Annotated in this window: 17 protein-coding genes and 1 pseudogene; 6 read left to right on the top strand and 12 right to left on the bottom strand. The window is 56.8% G+C overall.

Annotated elements, in window-relative coordinates:
- Window positions 1–2: 2 nt before the first annotated feature.
- On the bottom strand, window positions 3–839 hold the full coding sequence (locus J2X50_RS16795) for an enoyl-CoA hydratase-related protein (RefSeq protein WP_306041316.1): 837 nt from the start codon (window positions 837–839) through the stop codon (window positions 3–5).
- Window positions 840–962: 123 nt separating this feature from the next.
- Between J2X50_RS16795 and J2X50_RS16790 the strand changes: the two genes are divergently transcribed.
- A complete protein-coding gene (locus J2X50_RS16790; protein ID WP_306041314.1) occupies window positions 963–1,862 on the top strand; it encodes a LysR substrate-binding domain-containing protein in 900 nt (299 codons plus the stop codon).
- 475 nt (window positions 1,863–2,337) lie between these two features.
- Here J2X50_RS16790 and J2X50_RS16785 read toward each other — a convergent pair whose 3' ends face one another.
- The 6 genes from J2X50_RS16785 to J2X50_RS16760 form a co-directional block, all read right to left on the bottom strand.
- Window positions 2,338–2,745 carry a cupin domain-containing protein gene (locus J2X50_RS16785; protein ID WP_191192686.1) on the bottom strand — a complete coding sequence of 136 codons (408 nt, stop codon included), beginning with the start codon at window positions 2,743–2,745 and terminating at the stop codon, window positions 2,338–2,340.
- Between the two features lie 13 nt (window positions 2,746–2,758).
- Window positions 2,759–3,604 carry an ABC transporter permease gene (locus J2X50_RS16780; RefSeq protein WP_191192687.1) on the bottom strand — a complete coding sequence of 282 codons (846 nt, stop codon included), beginning with the start codon at window positions 3,602–3,604 and terminating at the stop codon, window positions 2,759–2,761.
- A gap of 2 nt (window positions 3,605–3,606) precedes the next feature.
- Complete coding sequence (locus J2X50_RS16775; RefSeq protein WP_191192688.1) at window positions 3,607–4,431, bottom strand: ABC transporter permease; 825 nt, start codon at window positions 4,429–4,431, stop codon at window positions 3,607–3,609.
- A 15-nt stretch (window positions 4,432–4,446) separates the two neighbouring features.
- Window positions 4,447–5,556, bottom strand: coding sequence for an ABC transporter substrate-binding protein (locus J2X50_RS16770; RefSeq protein WP_306041306.1), 1,110 nt, complete (start codon window positions 5,554–5,556; stop codon window positions 4,447–4,449).
- A 42-nt stretch (window positions 5,557–5,598) separates the two neighbouring features.
- Window positions 5,599–6,696 carry an ABC transporter ATP-binding protein gene (locus tag J2X50_RS16765; RefSeq protein WP_306041304.1) on the bottom strand — a complete coding sequence of 366 codons (1,098 nt, stop codon included), beginning with the start codon at window positions 6,694–6,696 and terminating at the stop codon, window positions 5,599–5,601.
- A gap of 566 nt (window positions 6,697–7,262) precedes the next feature.
- Entirely contained in the window at window positions 7,263–8,174 is a 912-nt protein-coding gene (locus J2X50_RS16760; RefSeq protein ID WP_191192690.1) for a LysR substrate-binding domain-containing protein, read from the bottom strand.
- A gap of 360 nt (window positions 8,175–8,534) precedes the next feature.
- Here J2X50_RS16760 and J2X50_RS16755 point away from each other — a divergent pair, with 360 nt between their 5' ends.
- A complete protein-coding gene (locus tag J2X50_RS16755; protein ID WP_306041337.1) occupies window positions 8,535–9,932 on the top strand; it encodes an NAD(P)/FAD-dependent oxidoreductase in 1,398 nt (465 codons plus the stop codon).
- 108 nt (window positions 9,933–10,040) lie between these two features.
- On the opposite strand, the gene J2X50_RS16750 is transcribed toward J2X50_RS16755, so the two are convergent.
- The 3 genes from J2X50_RS16750 to J2X50_RS16740 form a co-directional block, all read right to left on the bottom strand.
- Window positions 10,041–11,480: an aldehyde dehydrogenase family protein gene (locus J2X50_RS16750; RefSeq protein ID WP_306041299.1), complete on the bottom strand. Its 1,440-nt coding sequence runs from the start codon at window positions 11,478–11,480 to the stop codon at window positions 10,041–10,043.
- Window positions 11,481–11,544: 64 nt separating this feature from the next.
- Complete coding sequence (locus tag J2X50_RS16745) at window positions 11,545–13,083, bottom strand: acetolactate synthase large subunit (protein ID WP_306041336.1); 1,539 nt, start codon at window positions 13,081–13,083, stop codon at window positions 11,545–11,547.
- Between the two features lie 261 nt (window positions 13,084–13,344).
- The gene (locus J2X50_RS16740; protein WP_306041295.1) at window positions 13,345–14,562 is read right to left on the bottom strand and encodes a CaiB/BaiF CoA transferase family protein; all 1,218 of its coding nucleotides are present in this window, start codon (window positions 14,560–14,562) and stop codon (window positions 13,345–13,347) included.
- 333 nt (window positions 14,563–14,895) lie between these two features.
- Here J2X50_RS16740 and J2X50_RS16735 point away from each other — a divergent pair, with 333 nt between their 5' ends.
- From J2X50_RS16735 to J2X50_RS16720, 4 genes are all read left to right on the top strand, one after another.
- Window positions 14,896–16,047: an acyl-CoA dehydrogenase family protein gene (locus tag J2X50_RS16735; protein ID WP_306041293.1), complete on the top strand. Its 1,152-nt coding sequence runs from the start codon at window positions 14,896–14,898 to the stop codon at window positions 16,045–16,047.
- Window positions 16,048–16,138: 91 nt separating this feature from the next.
- Window positions 16,139–18,163 (top strand): 3-hydroxyacyl-CoA dehydrogenase NAD-binding domain-containing protein, encoded by a 2,025-nt coding sequence (locus tag J2X50_RS16730; protein WP_306041291.1) that lies wholly within the window; start codon window positions 16,139–16,141, stop codon window positions 18,161–18,163.
- Window positions 18,164–18,189: 26 nt separating this feature from the next.
- Entirely contained in the window at window positions 18,190–19,392 is a 1,203-nt protein-coding gene (gene pcaF, locus J2X50_RS16725) for a 3-oxoadipyl-CoA thiolase (protein ID WP_306041290.1), read from the top strand.
- Window positions 19,393–19,564: 172 nt separating this feature from the next.
- Entirely contained in the window at window positions 19,565–20,986 is a 1,422-nt protein-coding gene (locus tag J2X50_RS16720; RefSeq protein ID WP_429096685.1) for an FAD-binding oxidoreductase, read from the top strand.
- A gap of 187 nt (window positions 20,987–21,173) precedes the next feature.
- Here J2X50_RS16720 and J2X50_RS16715 read toward each other — a convergent pair whose 3' ends face one another.
- Together J2X50_RS16715 and J2X50_RS16710 are read right to left on the bottom strand one after the other, a co-directional pair.
- Window positions 21,174–22,106 (bottom strand): electron transfer flavoprotein subunit alpha/FixB family protein, encoded by a 933-nt coding sequence (locus J2X50_RS16715; RefSeq protein ID WP_306041287.1) that lies wholly within the window; start codon window positions 22,104–22,106, stop codon window positions 21,174–21,176.
- A 32-nt stretch (window positions 22,107–22,138) separates the two neighbouring features.
- Window positions 22,139–22,351: pseudogene (locus J2X50_RS16710) on the bottom strand (electron transfer flavoprotein subunit beta/FixA family protein); the annotation flags it as partial.

The following is a 22,351-nucleotide window of genomic DNA, read 5'->3' as shown; positions in this document are numbered from 1 at the left end:
CGTCATGCGCCCTTGAACTGGGAATTTCGCTTCTCCGAGAACGCGACAGCGCCTTCATCGAAATCTTCCGATTGAAGCATCCGCTCATAGCTTTGCAGGCCGCTCTTACCGATCCATGCCCGCTTTACGAGCGAATGAGACTCCTCGACGGAGAGATGTGCCGCGGCGCGCATGTATTCCTTCAACGCCGCCGCCACGAGCGGGGCGCCGGAAGCTATGTTTTGCGCGATCTCTATGGCATGGGGGAGGATCTGGTCGCGAGACACGACATCCCGGACCATTCCCCAGTGCTTTGCCTCCTCGGCCCCCATACGCCGGCCGGTCAACATTAGATCGATGGCGACGTTGAACGGGATGCGATGATGAAGCTTCTGAATTGCGCCGCCATCGGGAAGAAAGCCGCGCTGCATCTCCGGAAGAGAGAAATATGCGTCATCGGAGGCGACGATGATATCAGCGCCCAGCGCGAGTTCGAAACCGCCGCCAACCGCTGCGCCATTGACGGCGGCGATAACCGGCTTCTTTAGGTCGAAAAATTCCGGCAAGCCACCGATGCCCCCCGGCCCCAGGTCGAACCCCTTTTCAGGATCACGACCTTCGCCGCGAGCCACTGCCTTCAGATCCCAGCCTGCGGAGAAGATTTGGTGTTTGTTTTCGCCGCCGGTGAGGACCGCTACCCGGAGTTCATCGCTTTCGTTGAACGCCTTGAAGATCTTGAATAGTTCGGTTGAGAACGCTGTATCGATTGCGTTGGCTGGAGGCCGGTTCATCGTTACAACGAGCACCGAGCCTAGAACTTCCACTTTAATTTGTTCGGATGACAAAGGCAGCGAGAACATTAGATTTCCTCAAGTACCGCTATGACAATTTGAGAGCGGATGGACGCAGGTGATCACTTGAGACTAGCCGAGTTATGTGCTTTTCATATGCGGATAGCATTCATGCTGATATGAGCAGCGCTAATGAAGTACTGGAAGCACATCCCACCGCTGAGAGCCATGTTGGCAGTCGAGGCAACCGCTAGGCTGGGCAGCTTCTCAAAGGCGGCCGAGGAGTTGAACGTTACCCAATCCGCCGTCAGCCACCTTGTTGGTCAAGCGGAAGATTTCCTCACCGCACGCTTGTTCGAAAGGCAGAGCCGCCCCGTCACGTTGACGGATGAAGGTCGTCGTTATGTTGCGGCTTTGGTATCGGGCCTGAACATTATTCAGACGGAAGGCGAGGCCCTTCAGAGAATGAGGGACTCAAACACCGTCACGGTCTCTTGCAACCTCGCCTACGCCAACTTCTGGCTGCTTCCAAGGCTCAAGGAATTTCATGATGTATATCCCGATATCGTGTTGAACATGGTGACGGCCTACCAAGGCCTCCCCGACCTTTCCCACGAAATCGACCTATCAATTCGCTTTGGAAAAGGTTCGTGGGAAGGCTGCGACGCCGAGCTTCTGATAGCGGAACTAATCGTTCCCGTGGCCAGTCCGAGCTATCTTGCGAGAAGTGCCGCGATCAAGGAACCAGAAGATCTTTTGAAGCACGCTCTGCTGCATGCAAGGGCCGACGACAAAACCTGGTATGACTGGTATCAATGGTTTGATCACCACAACGTAAAGCGCCCCGTAAACCTCGCAGGCGATCACTTCGACAATCACCTGATGATGATGCAGTCAGCCTTGGCCGGCGGGGGAATTGCGCTAGGATGGATTGGAACGGCGAGCGAGTTCGTGCGCCTGGGCCAACTGGTTGAGCTTTTTCCCTCAAAGGTAAATGCGGACGGTGGCGTCTACATGGTAACGCGGCGAGATCGTCAGCTATCTTCATCCGCTTCGTTGTTCGCAGATTGGCTCAGGCACTCAAGCTTGTGAGGTAATCCGCCCTCCCAGAATCCTCAAACGCTGGGTGGAACTGCCGAGGATCAGTGAAAGCCGCTCGGCTCGCCTTCGTCGAGCACTGGCCGCGGAGGCGTTCGCCTTCCCGTCAAACCGTGCGTCGACACGACCTCGGCCGCCCGGCCTTTTGCCGTTCTCGAATGATCTCCGGATCGATGCCGAGCTCACACAAGGTCGCACGCTGGCTCCAGCCGACGTCAGCCGGGCACACCAACTCGTAGAGTCACGCGTCGCTGCACCTGTCATGGTGCCGCCCTGGAGCAGCCGTCAGCAGACGGTGGTGTTCTCTGGCTGCGCTTCACGCCTCCCGCCATCCGGGGACCGATCCACACATCACGTTCGGACATCGAGCAGGCGGTCTTGTCGATCCACGACATCCTGCAGAGCATCGGAACAATTAGGTAGAGGATGCTACCAGTTGGCGATCTTGACGCACCTACGCCTCGCAGTCTCAAACGCGGTCGGCAGCATCATCCTTTAAAGAGTTTGAGCGTCCAAGGCTAGACGAAGGGATTTCCAGGGTCACAAAGGATTTCTTGACTGGGTGCAGGGTCCGCCATATTCCTTGAAATCCCGGTTTTACAATTACCGTGTCACCAGGTCCAAAGCGCTGCGGCGCTCCGCCGTCTTCGGCAATCTCGACCTCGCCGTCCAGAATTGTGAACAACTCCCAGGTTGTGTCGCCGCGCTCCATTCTCTGAGCACCTTCGGTTGCCGCCCAGATACCAGCCTGTGCAGCCTGGTCTTCCATTAGCCAGGTCGTCGTTACCGGGTCGCCCTCGATCAACCTATCCGGGCTTGGTCGTCCTTCGACGCCACCTTGCAGCGTTTTTATATTGAATGAAAGAAGCTTTGTCATCTTGTGCGCTGTTCTACCTTGTGTTTGCGAGTCGTTTCCCCGACCGAAAGGTCCTTGCTGCGACGAAAAGATCGCGACCGAGAATTGCCCCGATGGTGAAGACGATCAGTATGGAGGAAATGGCAGCGATTGCCGGGTCAACGTTATCGCGCATTCCGTTCCACATTTCACGAGGCAGCGTCACGACACTGGCGCTCGTTATGAAAAGCGTCACCGTGATTTCCTCCCATGACAGGATGAATGCCATCAGGGCAGCCGTGATGATTCCGAACTTGGTGTTTGGAAGGATAATGTACATGATGGACTGTGAAAGCGTCGCGCCCAGCGCCCGTGCGGCCATGTCGAGTTTACGGTCGACACGAGAGAGAGCGACCAAAAAGCTGACGAGCGAAAATGGCGTAGCCAGCAGGACATGCGCGATAATCACACCACCCACGCTGTCGAAGCCGATAAATGGTAGAAGTCCAGAGACTTTGATTCCAAAGAAGTACAGGATGATTGCCGAAACGACGGGCGGCATCAGCATTGGGACAAACACGATTGCCGACAAGATGATGGTTAGTTTCGACCGGACGTACCACAGCCCCAGACCAAACAGGACCGCGAGCGTCGTTGAGATAATCGCAACGATTACCCCGATCATCAAGCTTGTTTTGATGGAATCAAGCCACACTGGATTCGTAAACAGCGATGCATAATGACGGACAGACCATATGCCATCCGGCATCGACAAATATCGTTTGGATGTGAATGACACCGGAACAATGGCGATCAGCGGCAGCGACAGGAATAGCATCGTGAGGATGGCGATCGCTTTGCTCAGCCAGCCCGGCTGATCGGTGGCCTTTGAAATTCGCATATTCAGCCTCCGACTGTTCCAAGCTTCAGGAAACGGCGCATCACGATTGCGATCGTTGCCACCGCAACAATGATCACCACGCTAAGTGCCGAAGCCAAACCCCAGTTTACCGTCTGGAACAACTGTAGATAGATGTACTCCGAAACCATGACACTGCGTCCACCGCTCAGGATCGCTGGCGTGATGAAGAAGCCAAGCGTAAAAATAGCCGTGATCACTACCGAGCCGATTATGCCGCTGGCGGAGAGCGGCACCGTTATCTGCCAGAAAATTCGCGACCTCGATGCGCCCAGAGCGCACGCTGCGCGTAGCGTCGACTTGTCGATTTGACGAAGCGAAGAGGCGATCGGGAACACGGCGAAGGGGATCAGGTAGTGAATGATGCCAATCAAACTACCGAGTTCATTCCTCACAAGCGGAAGTGGTTCAGATATGATCCCGGCGCCCATCAGCGTTTCGTTGATCAAGCCGTTGTTGCGCAACAGGACAAGCCAGCCAAAGGTGCGTACCAGGACGGAGATCCAGAATGGCACCATGATGAAATATGTCGTGATGGCTTGCATCATCGGGCTGCCAAAGACCATTTGATAGGCGAGCATGTAGGCGAGCACGACCGCAATGGTGACGGCAAACAGACAGATGCGCAGTGTCCGGAGCAATACGGTCTGTACGACGGGATCGGTCGCTATTCGAATATATTGATCTATGCCGAGTTGTGGTTCGGTGAAACTCCAACGAACGACAAGCAAAGACGGAACAATATAGACTGCCGCCACCAGAAGTGGCAGCGGCAGTAGCAACAGCGAAAATCGCCAGTTTGGCAACATAGATCGTTACCTCAATCAGCCGGATACCATTGCCAGGAATTTCTCCAGGCTGGCGGAGTAGTTGTCAGTGTACCATTCCGCATCAAGTAGAACTTGCTTTGCCACATTCTCGGCAGAGCCAGGGTTGAACTTCTGCTGGTCAGCAGGAATAAATTTCTCGGCCTCCGGATTGATCGGGCCATTGCCCAGGAGCTTGAAAAGGATTGCTTGCGCTTCCGGATCCTGCGCCGCCGCAATAAACTGCATCGCTGCCTGTTTGCCAGCCGGGTTCTGCTTAAGAACCATCCAGGCATCATAGGCCAGGAAACCTGAATCGAATGACGACTTGATCTTGCCGTCGGTGTCGCGCTCCATGAGCCCGGCGCGAGTGCTCCACACATATCCCATCGAGGCCTCTCCTTCGAGAAGCGCCTGCTGGCTATCTGCACCGGACCCCCAGAAGCTGATAATATGTGGCTTGAGTTCCTCGATCTTGCTCAGCGCCCGATCTATATCCAGCGGGTAGAGCTTGTCCTTTGGAACACCATCGGCGAGCAAGGCTGCCTCGACCATGCCATTCATCCATTTGTACATCGTGCGCTTGCCTGGAAACTCGGAGACGTTCCAGAAATCTGCTGGTGTCACCGGTGGCCGCTCCGCGTATTTTTCGGAATCGTAGGCCAACACGAAGCTGTAGAAGAAATTGCCCACGGCGAATTCGTGAGCGGTGTGGGAATGAACTTTCGAGCGGTCCACGACACTGTAATCGATCGCCTCAAGGTTTCCCTTTCTCCCGAAATCGATACCGATGTTGGGATCTGTATCGATAACGTCCCATATCACTTTTCCAGACGCAATCTGAGCTTTGATCGCGCCTTCGGTCGGCCCACTGCCATCGATGGTCAGCCCCATTCCGGCTGTCTTGTTAAAGACGTCGGCAAATGCATCCTTGTAAGCCGTCAGGGCGTCGCCACCCCAATTCGCCACGACGAGGTTATCCGCCGCAAACGCGGTTGTCGCGCGCAATGCCAGCGGCGTAGCCATCAGCAGTGCTGCGCCCTTGACGAAATCGCGGCGGCGAATTTCCCCCTTGGCGGCGCGCATTGCGAGAATTTCCAGTCCATCCATTTTAAAATGATCTGACATTGTTTCCTCCTTTAGTCAGTTATACTGATGCTCCAAACAGTATTATTCTTGCCCGTCGGGCAGAAGTGCGCCGTCCGCTGCGGCCCAGCTAACGTGACCATGGTCCCCCGGTTTTGGCACGTTGTCCTGGTCGGGTACATCGACTAGCAGCTTCGTGCCCTCCGAAGTTAATACGGATATGGACAGACAAGAGCCGTTATACACAACCTCCGTGACCGTTACGGGCAGGCTGTTCCCTCTGTCGAATGCTTGCTCCAGCCGCACATATTCCGGGCGAACAGCGAGCGTCGCCTCGCGCAGGCGGCCATCAGCCCTATCGGTGTGACAGCGAAGCGTGACGCCACCGTGCAGGCCTGTGGCCATACCCTGCTGCAATGACACATCGGATAGCCGCATGAGATTGATGCGTCCAAGAAAGTTCGCAACGAAGCGGTTGTTTGGATGGCGATAGATTTCTCTGGGCGCGCCGATTTGACTGATCGATCCCTCATTGAAGATCGCTATTCTGTCAGATAGCGCCAAGGCCTCGCTCTGATCATGGGTGACGAAAACACATGTCGTCCCAAGATCTCGATGAATAGAGCGGAGCTCGGACTGCAAGTCGGATTTCAGCGCCTTGTCGAGTGCCGAAAACGGCTCGTCCAGCAACAGGACTGGCGGCCGGTACACGAGAGACCGGGCGAGCGCGACGCGCTGTTGCTGCCCACCCGACAGCTCGGAAGGTCGTTTCGCGATATGAGCCGCGAGGCCGACACGGTCGAGCATATCTTTGGCCCGCCGTGTTCGCTCATCTTTCGATATCTTGCGAAGCTTAAGTGGGAAGATGACGTTCTCCAGAACCGACATGTGCGGGAAAAGGGCATACCCCTGGAAAACCATTCCGAAATTACGCTGATCGGGGGATCGATGCGTAATCTCCTCCCCATTCTCAAGTATTTCTCCACTTGTCGGTGCAGCAAAGCCCGCCAGAGACATGAGAAAGGTCGTTTTCCCCGAGCCGGACGGCCCCAGGAGGGTCAGAAACTCACCGGGAGAAATTGTCACGTTTATATCCGTGAGTGCTCGAAACGTGCCGTAGCATTTGCTGATTCCAACCGCGTCCAAACGCGAGGCCATGCTGGTTGGTGAATTCTGCGGCATTCCACACTCCCTAATGCTGCACTGTCTGACGCTCCCATTTGCGGGACGGTAACGATGAAAAATTGCAATGTAAATTGCAAAATTTGCCGCTTATAGCTGAGAAAAATTCACCTTCGCGATCGAATTGCGGCGCTCGCTGCTCCCAGAGTCGACGATGAGGGTTATTCGATTTTCAATCTTTAGCTCGCCGTAAAGCGGTTGGCAACACTATATACCGTTCCGTCGGTAACTAAATGTGAGGCGATTCTCGGTCACCATCGAAGCGTGCCCTGTGTTCGCGCACTTCGCTCGGTCAGCCGATGACGACACCGCATTTGATTTTAATCTGCGAAGGGACCGCCGCGATCGTCATATCATCCGCGCGAGGATCGATGTCGCCACAACAAATGTCTCGAACCCCAAAGCCGGGATCTGGTCGTCGCCATATTGCCTAGACACGTCGCGCATGTATTCAGCGCCAAGGAAGCCGAACACGCCTCCGCACCGAAATCTCAAGTCCTATTTGGAAGAATTCGCTTGGGCGGCCAAGCGGCAACTCACCCTAGCATAAGCAAACAGCATGAAGGCTAGTCCTGATGATACGAAGCATTGAACGTGTTTTTCAGCCAGTCGATGAACAATTTGACTATGGCCTGATCGCGTTTCTCGTATTTCGTTACGATGAAGTATGAATCCGACGCCTTGACCTCATGCTGCAAGACCTGGACGAGTTTGCCTTCCGTGAGAGCTGGACGCGAGAAGATATCGACGCCGAGCGCAACCCCGAGGCCGCTTGTCGCCGCAGTTAAAGAAAATGCGATATTTTCGAAAAAAATCCCTGTCTCAGGCAGAGGCATTTCTACCCCCCTGGAAGAACACCAAAGCGCCCAGTCTTGAGTGCCATTCAGATGGATCAGCGGAATACTGCCCAAATCGTCGACCGTAATTTTTCCTCCCCTTTCGTTTAGAAACGAAGGGCTGCAGATTGGCACGTAATGGGTTTCTGAAAGAAGCTCGGACCAATGGTTAGGCCACGTTCCGGCTCTGCCGTGCACAATGAACACATCGACGTCGGGATCGCTGACGTCAGTCAATGTCGGCGGTACCCTTAAAGTCAGCATCACATGCGGGAATGTAGCTCTGAAACTGTAGAGGTTCTTGCAAAGCCAGTACGTACCGAATCCGGTTGTCGAGCTGATTGTCAACCGACCTTGGTGACCTATGTCACCCGCGATGCCGGCCGCTCCGGACAACACCGAGAACGCCTTGCGCACTTCATTTGCATAACGTGCACCAAAGAGGGTCAACTCAATCCGTTTTCCGTCCCGCACCGTTAATGGCGATCCCAACTCCTCTTCAAGAAAACGTAGCTGGTGGCTCAGCGCACTTGGCGTTCTGCCAAGTTCTTGCGCCGCACGGGTTATGCTTTTGTGCCGAGCCACTGCTTCCAGGGCTGAAAGCGAACTCATTGATGGAAGACGTTTGTTGTGATCGGTCATGGGTTACTGAAAAAATCTCATGATGCATGCAAAAAATTATCACTAACAGTAATTTTTGTCATCAATTAATATCGTTCGTGTTCTGATATCGCACGGCGCGTTCCAGATAATTTCCAGCAAAAGTGCGTCGCGGTTTTGCTTCGGAAACGCCTGGAGCAAAGGCATAGAACATTGAAAGCGACTGAGATTTCGCCGGATATGCTCTCGGTCACAAGACGATGTCTCGACATGCTTTCGTGCTGTTATGCCTGCCCTACGACGGCAATCGCAATCGGATGAGGCCGCTTTTCTGCACAAGTTAGTTCAAGCAAATGTTCGTGGCGGATCTTCAGAAGCCGGCACCACGGCAATATATCAGTGATGGATACGATGGCGCACTCACAATGGCTGCATGATGTAAGAGAAAATGTTGAAAACTATCCGATCGCTGCGGGTGATTTAAAATTTGACATTGCGGTGATCGGTGGTGGTTTTGTTGGTCTTTGGACGAGCATTTTTATCAAGCAACTTGAGCCAAACGCACGCGTGGCCGTGTTCGAAAAAGACCAGGTCGGCCACGGCGCGTCCGGATTGAATGGCGGATTTCTTATGACTTGGTGGCCGAAACTCGCCAGTCTCAGAACCATGTGTGGAACTGATGATGCGCTTTGGTTGGCGGATCAGACAACGGAATCCGTTTCGGCGATCGGCGAGTTCCTGCGTGACAACGATATCGATGCCGACTTCACCGAGGCAGGCTGGATCTGGGCGGCGACGCTGGCAAAACATGCTGGTTCGTGGAACGGCATCGTTGACCTCTGCCGGAAACTCGGGCGGGACAGAATATTCCACGTGTTGGAACAGGAAGACGTTGCGCGGCGAACGGGCTCCAGCATCCATGTCGCGGGCGTCCTCGAACGCCGTTCGGGCACGGTTCACCCTGGAAAACTGGTCGCCGGCCTGGCGCGTGTTGCGCGCCAGCTGGGGGTTGCAATCTATGAGGACAGCCCGGTCTTGCATTTCGCGAGGACATCCCCCTCTGTTCTTCAGACGAGAAAAGCGAGGATCGTATGTGACAAGGTCATCCTAGCAACGAATGCATGGACGACTGAAGTCAGCGAATTATCGCCGTACCTGTTCAACATAGCCAGCAGCGTCATCGCTACAGAGAAGATCCCAGGTTTGCTGGAAAAGATTGGCTGGACAGGCGGCGAAAGTATCGCCGACTCCCAGAGCCTGGTAAATTATTACAGGACGACCCGGGACGGGCGCATTATTTTCGGACAGGGTGGCGGTAGCGTCCTTTATTCGGGAAACTCGCTGTCGCAAAAACTCCGGTTCGACCGCGACATAGCCAACACGATTTCTGACTTCAACCGGATCTATCCAATGCTGCGCGATGTAGTGATCGACAAAAGCTGGTCCGGCCCGATCGATCGCAGCTACAATGGCCTGCCGTTGCTTGGACGTTTGCAATCCTCTCCCAACATCCTTTACGGGTTTGGATGGAGTGGCAACGGGGTGAACCCAAGCCGCATTGGTGGACGAATTCTTGCCGGGCTGGCATTGGATCGCAAAGAGCGGTGGACCGAGAATGGGTTGGTTAATGGGAAAGCCCGCCGATTCCCTCCACGTTTGTTTGGATACCTGGGTGGGACAGCTATACGAGGGGCCCTAGCAAGAAAAGACGTCGCTGAAAAGGCGGAACGGCCGATGTTAGCATTAGACCGGATGCTTGTGAAGCTCGCCCCTGCGGGACTGGAAGACAAGATCGAGTAGTATTTCGTCTTCGTAGACGATGCAAAACGAACGCCGCGTTCAATTATCGAACGCGGCGTGATCTCGTTACTGGCAAAGTGAGCCCTCGCCAATCACCCGTCGTGTGGTTTACGGCGCCGCCCAGCCCGAAACGGCTTTAGCTTCCAGAAACTCTTCGATTCCCCAGACACCGCCCTCGCGGGCGCGACCGGACGCCTTCACACCCCCGAAGGGAGAACCGGCGCCGCGCGGATTACCATTCATCTCGATCATTCCAGCCCGCAGGCGCGATGCGACGCGGTTGCGCTTTTCTCCGTCACTGGATTGAACATAGTTCGACAGACCGTAAGGCGTGTCGTTGGCGATCTCGATGGCCTCCTCTTCGGTATCGAAGGGGATGATGGTGAGGACCGGGCCAAAAATCTCTTCGCGAGCAATGGCCATCTGATTGTCCGCATCGGCAAAGATGGTCGGGCGTACGAAATATCCTCGATCCTGTCCATCCGGACGGCCAAGCCCTCCGGCGACAAGGCGGGCACCCTCGTCAATTCCCTTTTGAATCATCTCCTGAACCTTCTGGAACTGGGCCTCGGAGGCGAGCGGCCCGATATGTGTGCCCGGCTTGTGACCGGAATCGACCACGACCGTGTTGGCAACGGCCTCGGCCTCGGCGACAGCGTGGTCATAAATCGATCGTTCGACCAGCATCCGCGTGGGGGCGTTGCAGCTTTGTCCGGTATTGTTGAAACAATGAAGGACACCGCGCTTGACCGCCTCCGGATCCGCATCGGCAAATACCAGATTCGCTCCCTTGCCACCGAGCTCCAACACCACGCGCTTGAGGGTTTCAGACGCAGTTTTCGAGATGGCGATGCCTGCCCGGGTCGAACCCGTAAAGCTAATCATCTCCACATCGGGGTGCGACGAGAGGCGCGTGCCGACGCCCAAGCCATCTCCGTTCACGAGATTGAACACACCCTTTGGGAAACCTGCCTGGTCGATATAGTCGGCGAAGAGCATCGACGAAAGCGGCGCTATTTCCGATGGCTTATGAACCATAGTGCAACCAGCCAAAAGCGCTGGGATGACTTTCAGCGTCACCTGGTTCATTGGCCAGTTCCAAGGCGTGATCAGTCCGACAACGCCGATGGGGTCCATTAGTATACGGTCGTTCGGCGCATGCGATCCCAACGGCCGAATGAACTGAAAGTCCCTAAACGCGGTAATGAAGTTCGAGATGTGCCAGGTGCCGGCGCCAACCTGTTTCTGGAGGGCCATGTCGATTGGCGCACCCATCTCGATGCTGATCGCCTGCGCCATCTCCTCGGCCCGTCTTGTGTATATATCCAGCAGTCGCTCGACCAAACTCAAACGCTCTGCCGGACTCGTCTTCGACCAGCTTTCGAACGCACTTTTTGCCGCAGCGACGGCGCGATCAGCATCGCCGGCGCTGCCAATGCTGATTGAGGCGACCGGCTCCTCTGTGGAAGGATCGACCACCGGCAGTTCTCGCGGTTCGAGTGGCGCAACCCACTGGCCATCAATGTAAAATAGCTTCTTGTCCAGCATTGCGATCTCCGATGTTAAATTAGAAGCTCTTCGCCCGCGGGCGAGCAAAGGGTTAGCCCGGTTTTCAGATGATAAGGTCGATGAGGAATGGCGCCTTTTGTTTGAAACTCTGCTGCATCAAGTCTGCGCATTCTTCCATTGTGGTAGCACGCGCCGCCTCAACACCCATGCCGTTTGCCAGTTGGACCCAGTCAAGATCGGGGTTGGAGAGATCAAGCATCCCCATCGCCGTCGGCCCCGGAACAGCACCGACATTCTTGTACTCACCGATCAGAATATTGTATTTTCGGTTGTTGAGCAAAATCGTTGTGCAAGGAAGTCTCTCTCTCGCCTGTGTCCAGAGGGATTGAAGCGAGTACATGGCAGAGCCATCGGCCTGCAGACTGATGACTCGGCGATCTCCACCCGCCACGGCCGCCCCGGTCGCCACAGGCAGGCCGTCCCCGATTGCGCCGCCACTCAGATTGAGCCAATCGTGGGCAGGCGCGTTATGCGTCAGTTTGTAGAAGTCTCTACCATATGAAATGCTCTCGTTTGAGATGATGGAATTCTCGGGCATCAACGCGGCGAGCGTCACGGCCAGATTTTCCTGCGTGGTCGCGCCGCGCGCCGGATTTGGCCTGCATCCGGCATCCGGGATCGCAATTTCTCTAGCACCAAGTTCCTCGACAAGCATGGTCAGCGCGACATCGGAATCCTGGTCGGAACGGGAAAGGACATGGATCTGCGCGCTTGACGAATACTGTATCGACGGCTGTTCCGGATATGCAAAGAAGCCGACGGGCGCTTTTGCGTTGACCAAGACAATATGGTCATACTGACTGAGGGTCTTTATAGCGGCGTCCGTACCATAAGGCACGCGCTCCAATGCAAGCCGGCCGCGGCCCCGCTGCATGTGACCGTTGCTATAGGATGCCAGAAGATGCGCGCCGGTGGCGTCGGCGATCCGCCATGCGAGGCGTTGCGACGTTGCCAGAGTTGCCTGATCGGCCAGCAGGATGAGCACATTGCGATTGGAGCGCAGAACCCGAGCGACATTTTCCACCGCGTGCGGATCGATCGCGGGAGAAGCGGGAACCGGCAATGGATTGGCAACAACACCGCCGCGGTTCCACGATGCGTCAGCGGGGAGGATGAGGGTGGAAATCTGCCCGCTGAGAGCTCGGGCATTCTGCACCGCCAGCGCGGCGTCCCGGCCGACCTCAGCAGCATCAGTACTCGTTCGCACCCAATGCGACACTGTACGCGCCATGCCCTCGGTGTCCGCGGTGAGTGGTGCATCATAGGGTCGGTGATATGTCGCCTGGTCGCCGACAATGTTGACGATGCCAGCGTGCGCGCGACGGGCATTGTGCAGGTTTCCCATTCCGTTTGCCAACCCTGGACCGCAGTGCAGGAGTGTGCAGGCGGGCTTGCGCGCGATGCGATAGTAGCCGTCGGCCATGCCTGTAACGACGTTTTCCTGGAGACCGAGAACGCAGCGCATGCCGGGAATGCGGTCAAGCGCACCGACGAAATGCATTTCGCTCGTCCCCGGATTAGCGAAACACGTGTCGACACCGGAATTCAGCAGTGTTTGCACGAGGCTTTCCGCACCGTTCATTTCGTTTGCATGCGTATCTGAGGGCATACTTCGTTCACCTTCGGACGATTTGTAAAACTGAAAGACCGGCCAACGAGCTATCCTGCACGCGGATGCCGGGGGAAAAAATATTTTGCAAACGATGCAACGCGTGGGCCGACTGCAAGCCGCCTTTGCGACGCTCATCAGCGGCGCGGGCGGCGGCAAGGACCGATCCGCAACCTGCCATCACTATGATTGGCGGCTGACTTCGGCTGTGCGAAGTTTGTCCGGGCATTGGCACTACTTTCCTCCAGAGATCGGCCAGCAGGCGATCGCACCGATGGACTGCAACTGATCAATCCGTTCGCTGGACAGATCCAGTTCGGCCATTAGGACATCACGCGTGTTTTCACCGACATCCGGCGGCACGGTCGGAGCAGAAAAGGGGCTTTCAGACATGCGCAGAGGGTTTCTCACCGAGCGGAAGGTTCCGAGTTTCTCAGATGGCACGGAAACCACGGTCTCGCGAAGGGCCGAAACCGCGCTGCTAAAGGCTTGGCTTACGGTACGAAGCTCGCCCGCCGGAACTCCGGCTAAACGCAGTTCGGTGATGAGCTCCTGGAGCGTCCGGTGGTGGAGACAGTCGGCGATGATGGGAAGCAGCTGATCTCGCAGCTCGGTTCGGCCCCTGTTGGTCGCGAACCGGGCATCGGCGGCGAGCGCGTCGTTGCCGATAACCTTACAAAAGCGTCGGAACTGCTCGTCGTTGCCGACGGCTAATGCAATGCGACCATCGGCACAATCAAAAAGCTGGTATGGTACGATGCTCGGATGTGCGTTTCCGTAGCGCTGCGCTTCTCTCTGCGTGTTGAGGTGGCCCGACGCCACATTTGCGAGCATGAACATCGCACTGTCCGTCAAGCTGATATCGATCCATTGCCCAACGCCAGTGCGCTCCCTCATGAACAAGGCCGCGAGGATCGCTTGAACCGCATTCATTCCGGATATGAGGTCGACAAACGCCACCCCCAGGCGCATAGGCTCGCCTTCCGCGGCGCCTGTGATCGACATGAACCCAGATTCGGCCTGAATGATGAAGTCGTAACCGGGACGATCCTCGAGTTCATGGCCGCGCCCATAGCCGGAAATCGAACAAAAGATCAGCCTGGGATTGATCTCTTTCAAATCCTCGTAAGTGAGCTTGAATTTCTTTAATGAAGCGGGCCGGAAGTTCTCGACCAAAATGTCGCATCTTTTAGCTAACTCGATAATCAATTCGCGCCCTTCCCGCTTGGCGATATCGATGGCAACGCTCTTCTTGTTGCGATTTGCACCGAGATAGTACGTCGAGATGCCTTCGACCGACGGCGGCATCCACGTCCGGGTATCATCGCCAGAGCCAGGCTGTTCAACCTTCAGCACATCAGCCCCCAAGTCACCCAGTGTCATGGTGGCCCACGGACCGGCTAGGACACGCGACAGGTCGAGTACTTTGATGCCCTTCAATGCAATGCTCATCGCTAAACGCGGCCCTCTTTTTGGAGTTTGTCTGTGGGATGCCTGTAAGCCTTCGCTCCTCGCAATCGCGACCCTGACGCAATCCGCAAAACTTACATTCCGACGGAACAGTATATATATCGGACTGATTGTCAACCAGTGAATGGGCATCGCTCCCAAGGAAGACACACCGGACCCGGAGATAACCAAGCGACGCCGGTCATGCGCAGTGACAATCGCTGCGCATGACCAGCCACCCAGCAGCGAGCGCCTTGGAACAGAAATGTATTTACTTACCGACTGAACAGTATATATCCTTCTCCGATGCGTTGCGACCTGCTGGAGAGGATGAACATGGCACTCGATGCTGATACTTTGAACGAACTCGTCAACACCGTCGCCCGGTTCGTACGCGAGCGTCTTCGCCCGCTGGAGGCGCAAGTCGCCGAAGAGGACGCCATCCCACACAGCATCCGCTCCGAAATCGCGGAACTCGGCCTGTTCGGGCTCACGATCCCGGAGGAATACGGCGGCCTCGGACTGAATATGGAAGAGGAGGTGCGTATAGCGCTGGAGCTCGGCAAAACGTCGCCGGCCTTTCGCTCCATGATCGGCACGAACAACGGCATCGGTTCGCTCGGCATCATTCTCGACGGCACCTTTGAGCAGAAGCAGAAATATCTGCCGCGCTTGGCAACCGGCGAGCTTATCAGCTCATTCGCATTGACGGAGCCCGAGGCGGGATCGGATGCTGCTTCTCTTCGCACCACAGCAAGACGAACAGAAAATGGCTATGTGATAAACGGAACAAAGCGATTTATCACCAATGCACCCCACGCCGGCGTCTTTACCGTGTTCGCAAGGACCGATATGTCAAAGCCGGGTGGACGTGGCGTTTCCGCTTTCCTCGTCGATGCAGGAACACCGGGCCTCTCTCTCGGTCCCATCGACAAGAAGATGGGTCAAAAGGGATCGCACACATCGGATGTGATCCTGGAAAACTGCCTTGTCCCCTTCGATGCCCTCTTGGGCGGTGTTGAGAACGAAGGTTTCCGCACCGCGATGAAGACGCTTGATCGCGGCAGACTGCACATTTCCGCCATCTGTGTCGCCATGGCAGAGCGCCTGATCGAAGATAGTTTGCGATATGCGATCGATCGGAAACAGTTCGGTCAGCCCATCGCCGAGTTCCAGCTTATACAGGCAATGCTCGCAGACAGTCGCACGGAAGCATATGCAGCCCGCTGCATGGTGATGGAAACGGCGCGTCGCCGCGATGGTGGTCAGGATGTCACGACCGATGCGGCATGTTGCAAGATGTTTGCAAGCGAGATGGTCGGCAGGGTGGCGGATCGCGCGGTTCAGATCCACGGGGGCGCGGGCTACATGGCCGAATACGGCATCGAGCGGTTTTACCGGGATGCCCGGCTGTTCCGGATCTACGAAGGAACAACGCAAATCCAGCAGATCGTGATCGCGAAGAACATGATCAAAGCGGCCTCTTAAGGAGGCTCGCACCACGCTGTCTTGCCTTGCGTATCCACTCGGTTGCGTATGAGGCGATTCTCCCTGGCATGAACCCTGACGAGTATCTGCTATGTCCACTGAAACGATCTCGAACGATCCTCTCGGCCCCAAAACCCATCTTGTGACCATTGATGTGGTAGACGGTGTGGGTTTGTTGACCCTCGATAATCCTCCGGTCAACGCGCTATCGCGAGATCTCCGTTCTGCAATCATCGATGGAATAAGCAAACTTTCATCGGATAGCCGCATCCAGTCCATCGTCTTGATGGGAGGGCACGGAACATTTATCGCAGGCGCCGATCTAAGGGAGTTCGGAAGGCCTCTGACCAGCCCGACATTGCCCGACGTCATCGATGCAATCGAACAATGCGGTAAACCCGTCATTGCCGCTATCGATGGCGCAGCCCTTGGCGGGGGATACGAAATAGCCCTCGCCTGCGACGCCCGCATCGCCACGGAAAAGGCAGCAGTCGGACTGCCGGAAGGCACGTTTGGCATTGTTCCAGGAGCAGGCGGTACGGCCCGCCTGCCACGATTGACGGACGCAGTAACCGCCTTGGAAATGATTGCCTCCTGCCGGCAAGTCAAATCCGCGGAAGCCCGGTCGCTTGGTCTCATCGATGCCATTGTGACAAGGCTGCCCGAAGATGCGATTGCGTTCGCATATGCTTTTGGGGCCGAAAAGAAAAAGGTTCGCGATCGGGAAATCGCCTCCTTCGACGAGGAAACCTTCGGGGTTGCCGTCGAGCGGGTTTTGAAACGTGGTCGCGGCAGACCCTTTGTTCATGATCAGGTGGAGGCGGTCACCAAGGCCGTGACCTCGTCGTTCGACGAGGCTGCCGCTAGCGCCAGAAATGCCTTCCTGCGCCTGCGCGACTCCGAGGAATCCGCTGCCCTTCGGCATTTATTCTTTGCGCAACGTCAGGCTTCGCGGATCGATGGTCTGGACAATGTCGATCCCCTGCCGGTGACGACAATCGGCATAGTCGGCGCGGGCACCATGGGTTGCGGGATCTCGGCGGCTTTCCTTGGCGCCGGCTATGCCGTCAAGCTCACCGACCTGAAGACCGAAGCTCTTGCAAGCGCCGAAGATCGCATAAAGGCCTTTCTGCAAAAAGCCGCTGATCCCGCGGAGCTTCTTCTGGTCCCAAGCGTCGAGGATCTCGCTGATTGTGACGTGCTTCTGGAGGCCGTCTTCGAGGATCTCGCTGTCAAGAAAGATCTCATGGCGAAATTTGATCAGGTCGCGAAATCTGGCGCAATCCTTGCAAGCAACACTTCCTATCTCGATCTCAACGAAATTGCGACGGCGACAACCCGGCCGGAAGCCGTGGTTGGTCTTCATTTCTTTGCGCCCGCACATATCATGAAACTCCTCGAGATTGTTCGCGGAACCATGACATCGCCGCAGGTCCTGCGAACGAGTACTGCACTGGCAAAGCGCCTTCGAAAAGTCGCGGTGGTCTCGGGAGTTGGCGAAGGATTTATCGGCAACCGCATCTATAACGCCTATCGCGCACAATGCGAAACCATGCTGATCGAGGGCGCGAGCCCGGACAATGTGGATGACGCAATCGAAGCTCTCGGCTTTGCCATGGGGCCGTTTAGCGTTTCGGACCTTTCCGGCCTCGATATCGCGTGGGCAAACCGCAAACGCAAGCAGGACGCCACCGGTGACAAGAGCCGGGATGTCCCGGTCCTCGAGTGGCTTGTCGCGGCCAATCGGCTTGGTCGAAAAACCGGAAGCGGCTGGTATCGTTACGAAAACGGCAAACGGCTGCCGGACCCCACGGTCGAGGATTTTCTTGCAGAAGCGCGGGCGCTGGCCGGCGTCGCCGCCCACTCACTCGATCCTGCAGCCATTCAGACGCGAGCACTTTGCGCAATTGTCAACGAGGCGCTTCTGGTCCTCGAGGACGGTATCGCCAGCAGGGCCTCGGACATCGATCTGGTCCTGACCAACGGTTACGGCTTTCCGAAACATCTCGGTGGTCCGCTTTTCTGGGCCAAGCAGCAGCCGCGTGAAACCTTGAGCCGCGATCTCGCGATCGTCGCCGGCGGCGGCCGGCGCGGAAATCCCGGCTTGCTCGATTGAAACCCAGTTATCTTTCGGAGATCCAGATGCCCCAGGCCTATATCTGCGCCTATATTCGCACACCGATTGGTCGCTTCGGCGGTTCCCTGTCTTCGGTTCGAGCCGATGATCTGGGAGCGGTTCCGCTTAAGGCGCTGATGGCGCAACATCCCGGTCTCGACTACGAGGCCATTGACGAGATCATATTCGGGTGCGCCAACCAGGCCGGCGAGGATAATCGCAATGTTGCGCGGATGTCGGCCTTACTGGCTGGGCTTCCCGTGAACGTCCCCGGTACGACGATCAACCGCCTATGTGGTTCGGGCATGGACGCGACCATCACGGGCGCACGCGCCATAATCTCCGGAGAGGCCGACCTCGTGATAACGGGTGGTGTCGAAAGCATGAGCAGGGCACCTTTCGTTCTGCCGAAGGCAGAGACATCATTTTCCAGATCGATGGAAATACATGACACGACCATCGGATGGCGGTTCGTGAACGAGCTCATGCAAAAGCAGTATGGTGTCGATTCCATGCCGCAAACGGCAGAGAATGTCGCCGACGACTTCAAGGTCAGTCGCGACGATCAGGACGCGTTCGCTATGCGCTCACAAAATAAGGCAGCCGATGCTCAGGCGCGCGGCCGCTTCGCTCGGGAAATCACGCCAGTGAGCATTCCCCAGAAGAAGGGGCCTGCTCTTGTCGTCGATACGGACGAGCACCCACGTGCCACGACGACAGATGTTCTGGCCAAACTCAAACCCATCGTCCGGCCGGACGGCACTGTGACGGCGGGGAATGCGTCAGGCGTCAACGATGGAGCCGCCGCTATTCTCCTTGCATCCCAATGCGCTGTAGAAAAATATGGCTTAACCCCCATCGCTCGTATTCTCGGCGGTGCGACGGCAGGTGTGCCACCACGGATTATGGGCATCGGGCCAGCACCCGCCTGCAAGAAGCTCCTGGCTCGTCTTGGCATGCGGCAGGAACAGTTTGATGTTATCGAGCTCAACGAAGCATTCGCATCCCAAGGTTTGGCGACCCTGCGTGAACTCGGCATTGCCGACGACGATCCGCGCGTGAATCCCAATGGCGGCGCGATCGCACTCGGACATCCGCTCGGAATGTCTGGAGCACGCCTTGCAGGCACTGCCGCACTCGAACTGTCCCAACGGCGCAGCAAATATGCGCTTGCCACGATGTGCATCGGTGTCGGTCAGGGAATTGCCATCGCTATCGAGGCGGTTTGAATGACGAAACGCTCGACCATGAATGAGCATCCCTCTTGTGAACCGGCGCGCTGGGCGCACGACGATCGCAACACGCATCATGGTTGTTCGCTCGGGCTTTTCCGCCTTCGGCGAAGCTCTTTTGAAACCGGTCTCTTAACAAGACATGGCGTTGACGCGCGAGGATAAGGCATTGTCACCTTTCAACGAACATATCGCCGCGTTGCGCTCAATCCTGTCAGACGAGGGTGTGCAGGTGGGGGCCGACGCCGCGGCCTATGAGGAAGGCGCAAGATTTGACCGTGGGGTTGCGGCCTTTGTATTAAGGCCGACCAGCACCGCCGAAGTGTCGGCAGCAGTTTCTTATTGCGTCCGCAATGAGATTCCGATTGTCCCGCAAGCCGGCAATACTGGCGTTGTTTCCGGCTCCACGCCGGACGCCAGTGGCACGCAGGCCGTCTTGAGTCTCGATCGGCTGTCGAGGAACCTGCGTCTGGATATCGACAACAGGTCGGTACGCGCAGACGCCGGAATTCTCCTGTCCGACCTGAATGCGGCACTCGAACCGGATGGGTTATTCTTTCCGATCGATTTGGGGGCAAATCCCCGGCTTGGGGGCATGTTGTCGACGAATGCCGGAGGCGCGCGCTTTCTCCGCTACGGCGATGTCCGCCGTAATGTTCTTGGCATTACGGTCGTGCTGGCCGATCCGGAAGGCTCCATCGTCACGCTCGGGAGTTCGCTGCGAAAGAACAATACCGGCGTGGACTGGAAACAGCTCTTTATCGGTACGTCTGGAGCCTTCGGCATCATCACGGAATGCGTCCTCAATGCCGAGCGTATTCCGAGGCAGAATGCGGCTGCGCTGCTGGTTCCTTCAACTCCCTCGGCAATATTGCCGCTGCTGCGGGAGATCGAGGGGCGCGTCGGGGAATATCTGTCGACGTTCGAAGCCATGTCGGGCAATGCGATCCGGCTGACCCTGCAAAGCATCCCGAGACTGAAGAACCCGTTCGTGGGTGGTCAGGTGCCGAACTACGTGCTGCTTGTCGAACTGACGCGAACATGGGAACCGCGTGACGGTGAGCAATCGCTCGACAAGGTATTGGAAACGGCTCTTGCGGAAATTTGGGACACGCAGCCGGACCTTCTCGCCGATGCGCTCTTTGGCCCATCGCAGCAACTGTGGATGCTCCGGCATTCCATTCCCGAAGGCCTGAAACAGAGCGGGAGGCTCGTTTCATGCGATCTCGCATTTCAGCGGGGTGACGTCATGAAATTCTGCGATACGGTAACAACCGAACTGCCAATCCGCTTTCCCGGTGTCATCATGTGCGATTTCGGTCACGTGGGAGATGGAGGGGTGCATCTGAGCCTCGTTGCGCCCCATGGGAGCGAGGCGGCCTTGAATCCGGATCTGGAAGGCAATCTCCGCAGCTGGATCTACGAGAAAGCCGTTAATGACTTCGGCGGCAGCTATAGTGGCGAACACGGAATTGGTCGGAAGAACCAGGCGTACTACGACAAATTCACTCCGGAACGGTTGAAGAGCTGGGCGCGGGCGATGAAGGCGGTCACCTCGCCTTCCGAACTCGGCGTGCCGAGATTGGGATAGCGCCGTATTGTGCGAACCAAAGCCGGAACTATTGCAGGCGCCCAACGGCCCATCATCGATACCAAATGACAAGAAACTGGTGGTTGGCGTTGATCAGGACGGGTGAGCGATTACGCCGTGATGATATGTCTGTCCCATAACGCCGGAATTCAATTTCGGCGTCATGGGATCAGTTGTACCGAACACGTCAAGCCAGAGTTCTCTGCAATTCGGGCAGGATGTCGAAGAGATCGCCAACAAGACCGTAATCGGCGACCTGGAAGATCGGCGCTTCCTCGTCCTTGTTGATCGCGACGATAACCTTGCTGTCCTTCATGCCGGCAAGATGCTGGATCGCACCCGAAATGCCGACCGCGATATAAAGCTGCGGCGCAACGACCTTGCCGGTCTGGCCGACCTGCCAGTCGTTCGGAGCGTAACCCGCGTCGACGGCTGCGCGGGATGCGCCGACGGCGGCACCCAGCTTGTCGGCCACCGGAAGGATGACCTCGCTGAACTTTTCCGCAGAGCCGAGAGCACGGCCACCCGAGATGATCACCTTGGCGGAGGTCAGTTCCGGACGTTCCGACGAGGCGAGCGCATCCGAAACGAAGGACGAGACGCCAGGATTGCTCGCTGCCGAGACCGCTTCCACCGCGGCCGAGCCGCCTTCGCCCGCTGCGGCAAAGGATGCCGTGCGCACGGTGATAACCTTCTTGGCATCGCTCGACTGAACGGTCTGGATGGCATTGCCAGCATAGATCGGGCGCTTGAACGTATCAAGCGAAACGACCTCGGTGATTTCCGATATCTGGGCGACGTCGAGCAAGGCTGCAACGCGCGGCAGCACGTTCTTGGCAGAGGTCGTGGCAGGCGCGATGATCACGTCATAGGAGGGCGCCAGCGATACGATCAGGGCGCCCAGCGGCTCGGCCAGTGCATTGGCCAGCGACGTGTCGTCGGCGAGCAGCACTTTCGAGACACCCGAAAGCTTTGCAGCCTGGTCGGCCACAGTCGTGGCGCCGGAGCCGGCAACCAGAACGTGGACATCGCCACCAATCTGGGTTGCAGCAGTCAAGGCCTTGGCGGTCTGGTCGGAAACGGTGGTGCCGTCATGTTCTGCCAGAAGAAGAATGGTCATGTTGTAAAACTCCTAGATCTTCCGGTTCGAACTCAGATGATGCCAGCGGTCTTCAGGGCGCCGACGAGTTCGTCAACGCTACCGACCTTGATGCCGGCCTTGCGGCCAGACGGCTCTTCGGTCTTCAAAACCTTGAGGCGCGGGGCGGTGTCGACGCCGAAATCGGCCGGCGACTTCTTGTCGAGCGGCTTCTTCTTCGCCTTCATGATGTTCGGCAGCGACGCATAGCGCGGCTCGTTGAGGCG

Origin of the sequence: Aminobacter sp. BE322 (assembly GCF_050433525.1) — a bacterium.
Classification (GTDB): domain Bacteria; phylum Pseudomonadota; class Alphaproteobacteria; order Rhizobiales; family Rhizobiaceae; genus Aminobacter.
The sequence above is the reverse complement of the archived record's forward strand: the minus strand, read 5'-3'. Positions and strand labels throughout refer to the sequence as shown.

Excerpts from the sequence above, each read along its gene's own strand:
- J2X50_RS16755 (WP_306041337.1), top strand. The coding sequence starts at position 8,535 with ATGGATACGATGGCGCACTCACAATGGCTGCATGATGTAAGAGAAAAT.
- J2X50_RS16715 (WP_306041287.1), bottom strand. The coding sequence starts at position 22,106 with ATGACCATTCTTCTTCTGGCAGAACATGACGGCACCACCGTTTCCGAC.
- J2X50_RS16785 (WP_191192686.1), bottom strand. The coding sequence starts at position 2,745 with ATGACAAAGCTTCTTTCATTCAATATAAAAACGCTGCAAGGTGGCGTC.
- J2X50_RS16760 (WP_191192690.1), bottom strand. The coding sequence starts at position 8,174 with ATGACCGATCACAACAAACGTCTTCCATCAATGAGTTCGCTTTCAGCC.
- pcaF (WP_306041290.1), top strand. The coding sequence starts at position 18,190 with ATGCCCCAGGCCTATATCTGCGCCTATATTCGCACACCGATTGGTCGC.
- J2X50_RS16780 (WP_191192687.1), bottom strand. The coding sequence starts at position 3,604 with ATGCGAATTTCAAAGGCCACCGATCAGCCGGGCTGGCTGAGCAAAGCG.
- J2X50_RS16735 (WP_306041293.1), top strand. The coding sequence starts at position 14,896 with ATGGCACTCGATGCTGATACTTTGAACGAACTCGTCAACACCGTCGCC.
- J2X50_RS16750 (WP_306041299.1), bottom strand. The coding sequence starts at position 11,480 with ATGCTGGACAAGAAGCTATTTTACATTGATGGCCAGTGGGTTGCGCCA.
- J2X50_RS16765 (WP_306041304.1), bottom strand. The coding sequence starts at position 6,696 with ATGCCGCAGAATTCACCAACCAGCATGGCCTCGCGTTTGGACGCGGTT.
- J2X50_RS16730 (WP_306041291.1), top strand. The coding sequence starts at position 16,139 with ATGTCCACTGAAACGATCTCGAACGATCCTCTCGGCCCCAAAACCCAT.
- J2X50_RS16790 (WP_306041314.1), top strand. The coding sequence starts at position 963 with ATGAAGTACTGGAAGCACATCCCACCGCTGAGAGCCATGTTGGCAGTC.
- J2X50_RS16740 (WP_306041295.1), bottom strand. The coding sequence starts at position 14,562 with ATGAGCATTGCATTGAAGGGCATCAAAGTACTCGACCTGTCGCGTGTC.
- J2X50_RS16745 (WP_306041336.1), bottom strand. The coding sequence starts at position 13,083 with ATGAACGGTGCGGAAAGCCTCGTGCAAACACTGCTGAATTCCGGTGTC.
- J2X50_RS16775 (WP_191192688.1), bottom strand. The coding sequence starts at position 4,431 with ATGTTGCCAAACTGGCGATTTTCGCTGTTGCTACTGCCGCTGCCACTT.
- J2X50_RS16795 (WP_306041316.1), bottom strand. The coding sequence starts at position 839 with ATGTTCTCGCTGCCTTTGTCATCCGAACAAATTAAAGTGGAAGTTCTA.
- J2X50_RS16770 (WP_306041306.1), bottom strand. The coding sequence starts at position 5,556 with ATGTCAGATCATTTTAAAATGGATGGACTGGAAATTCTCGCAATGCGC.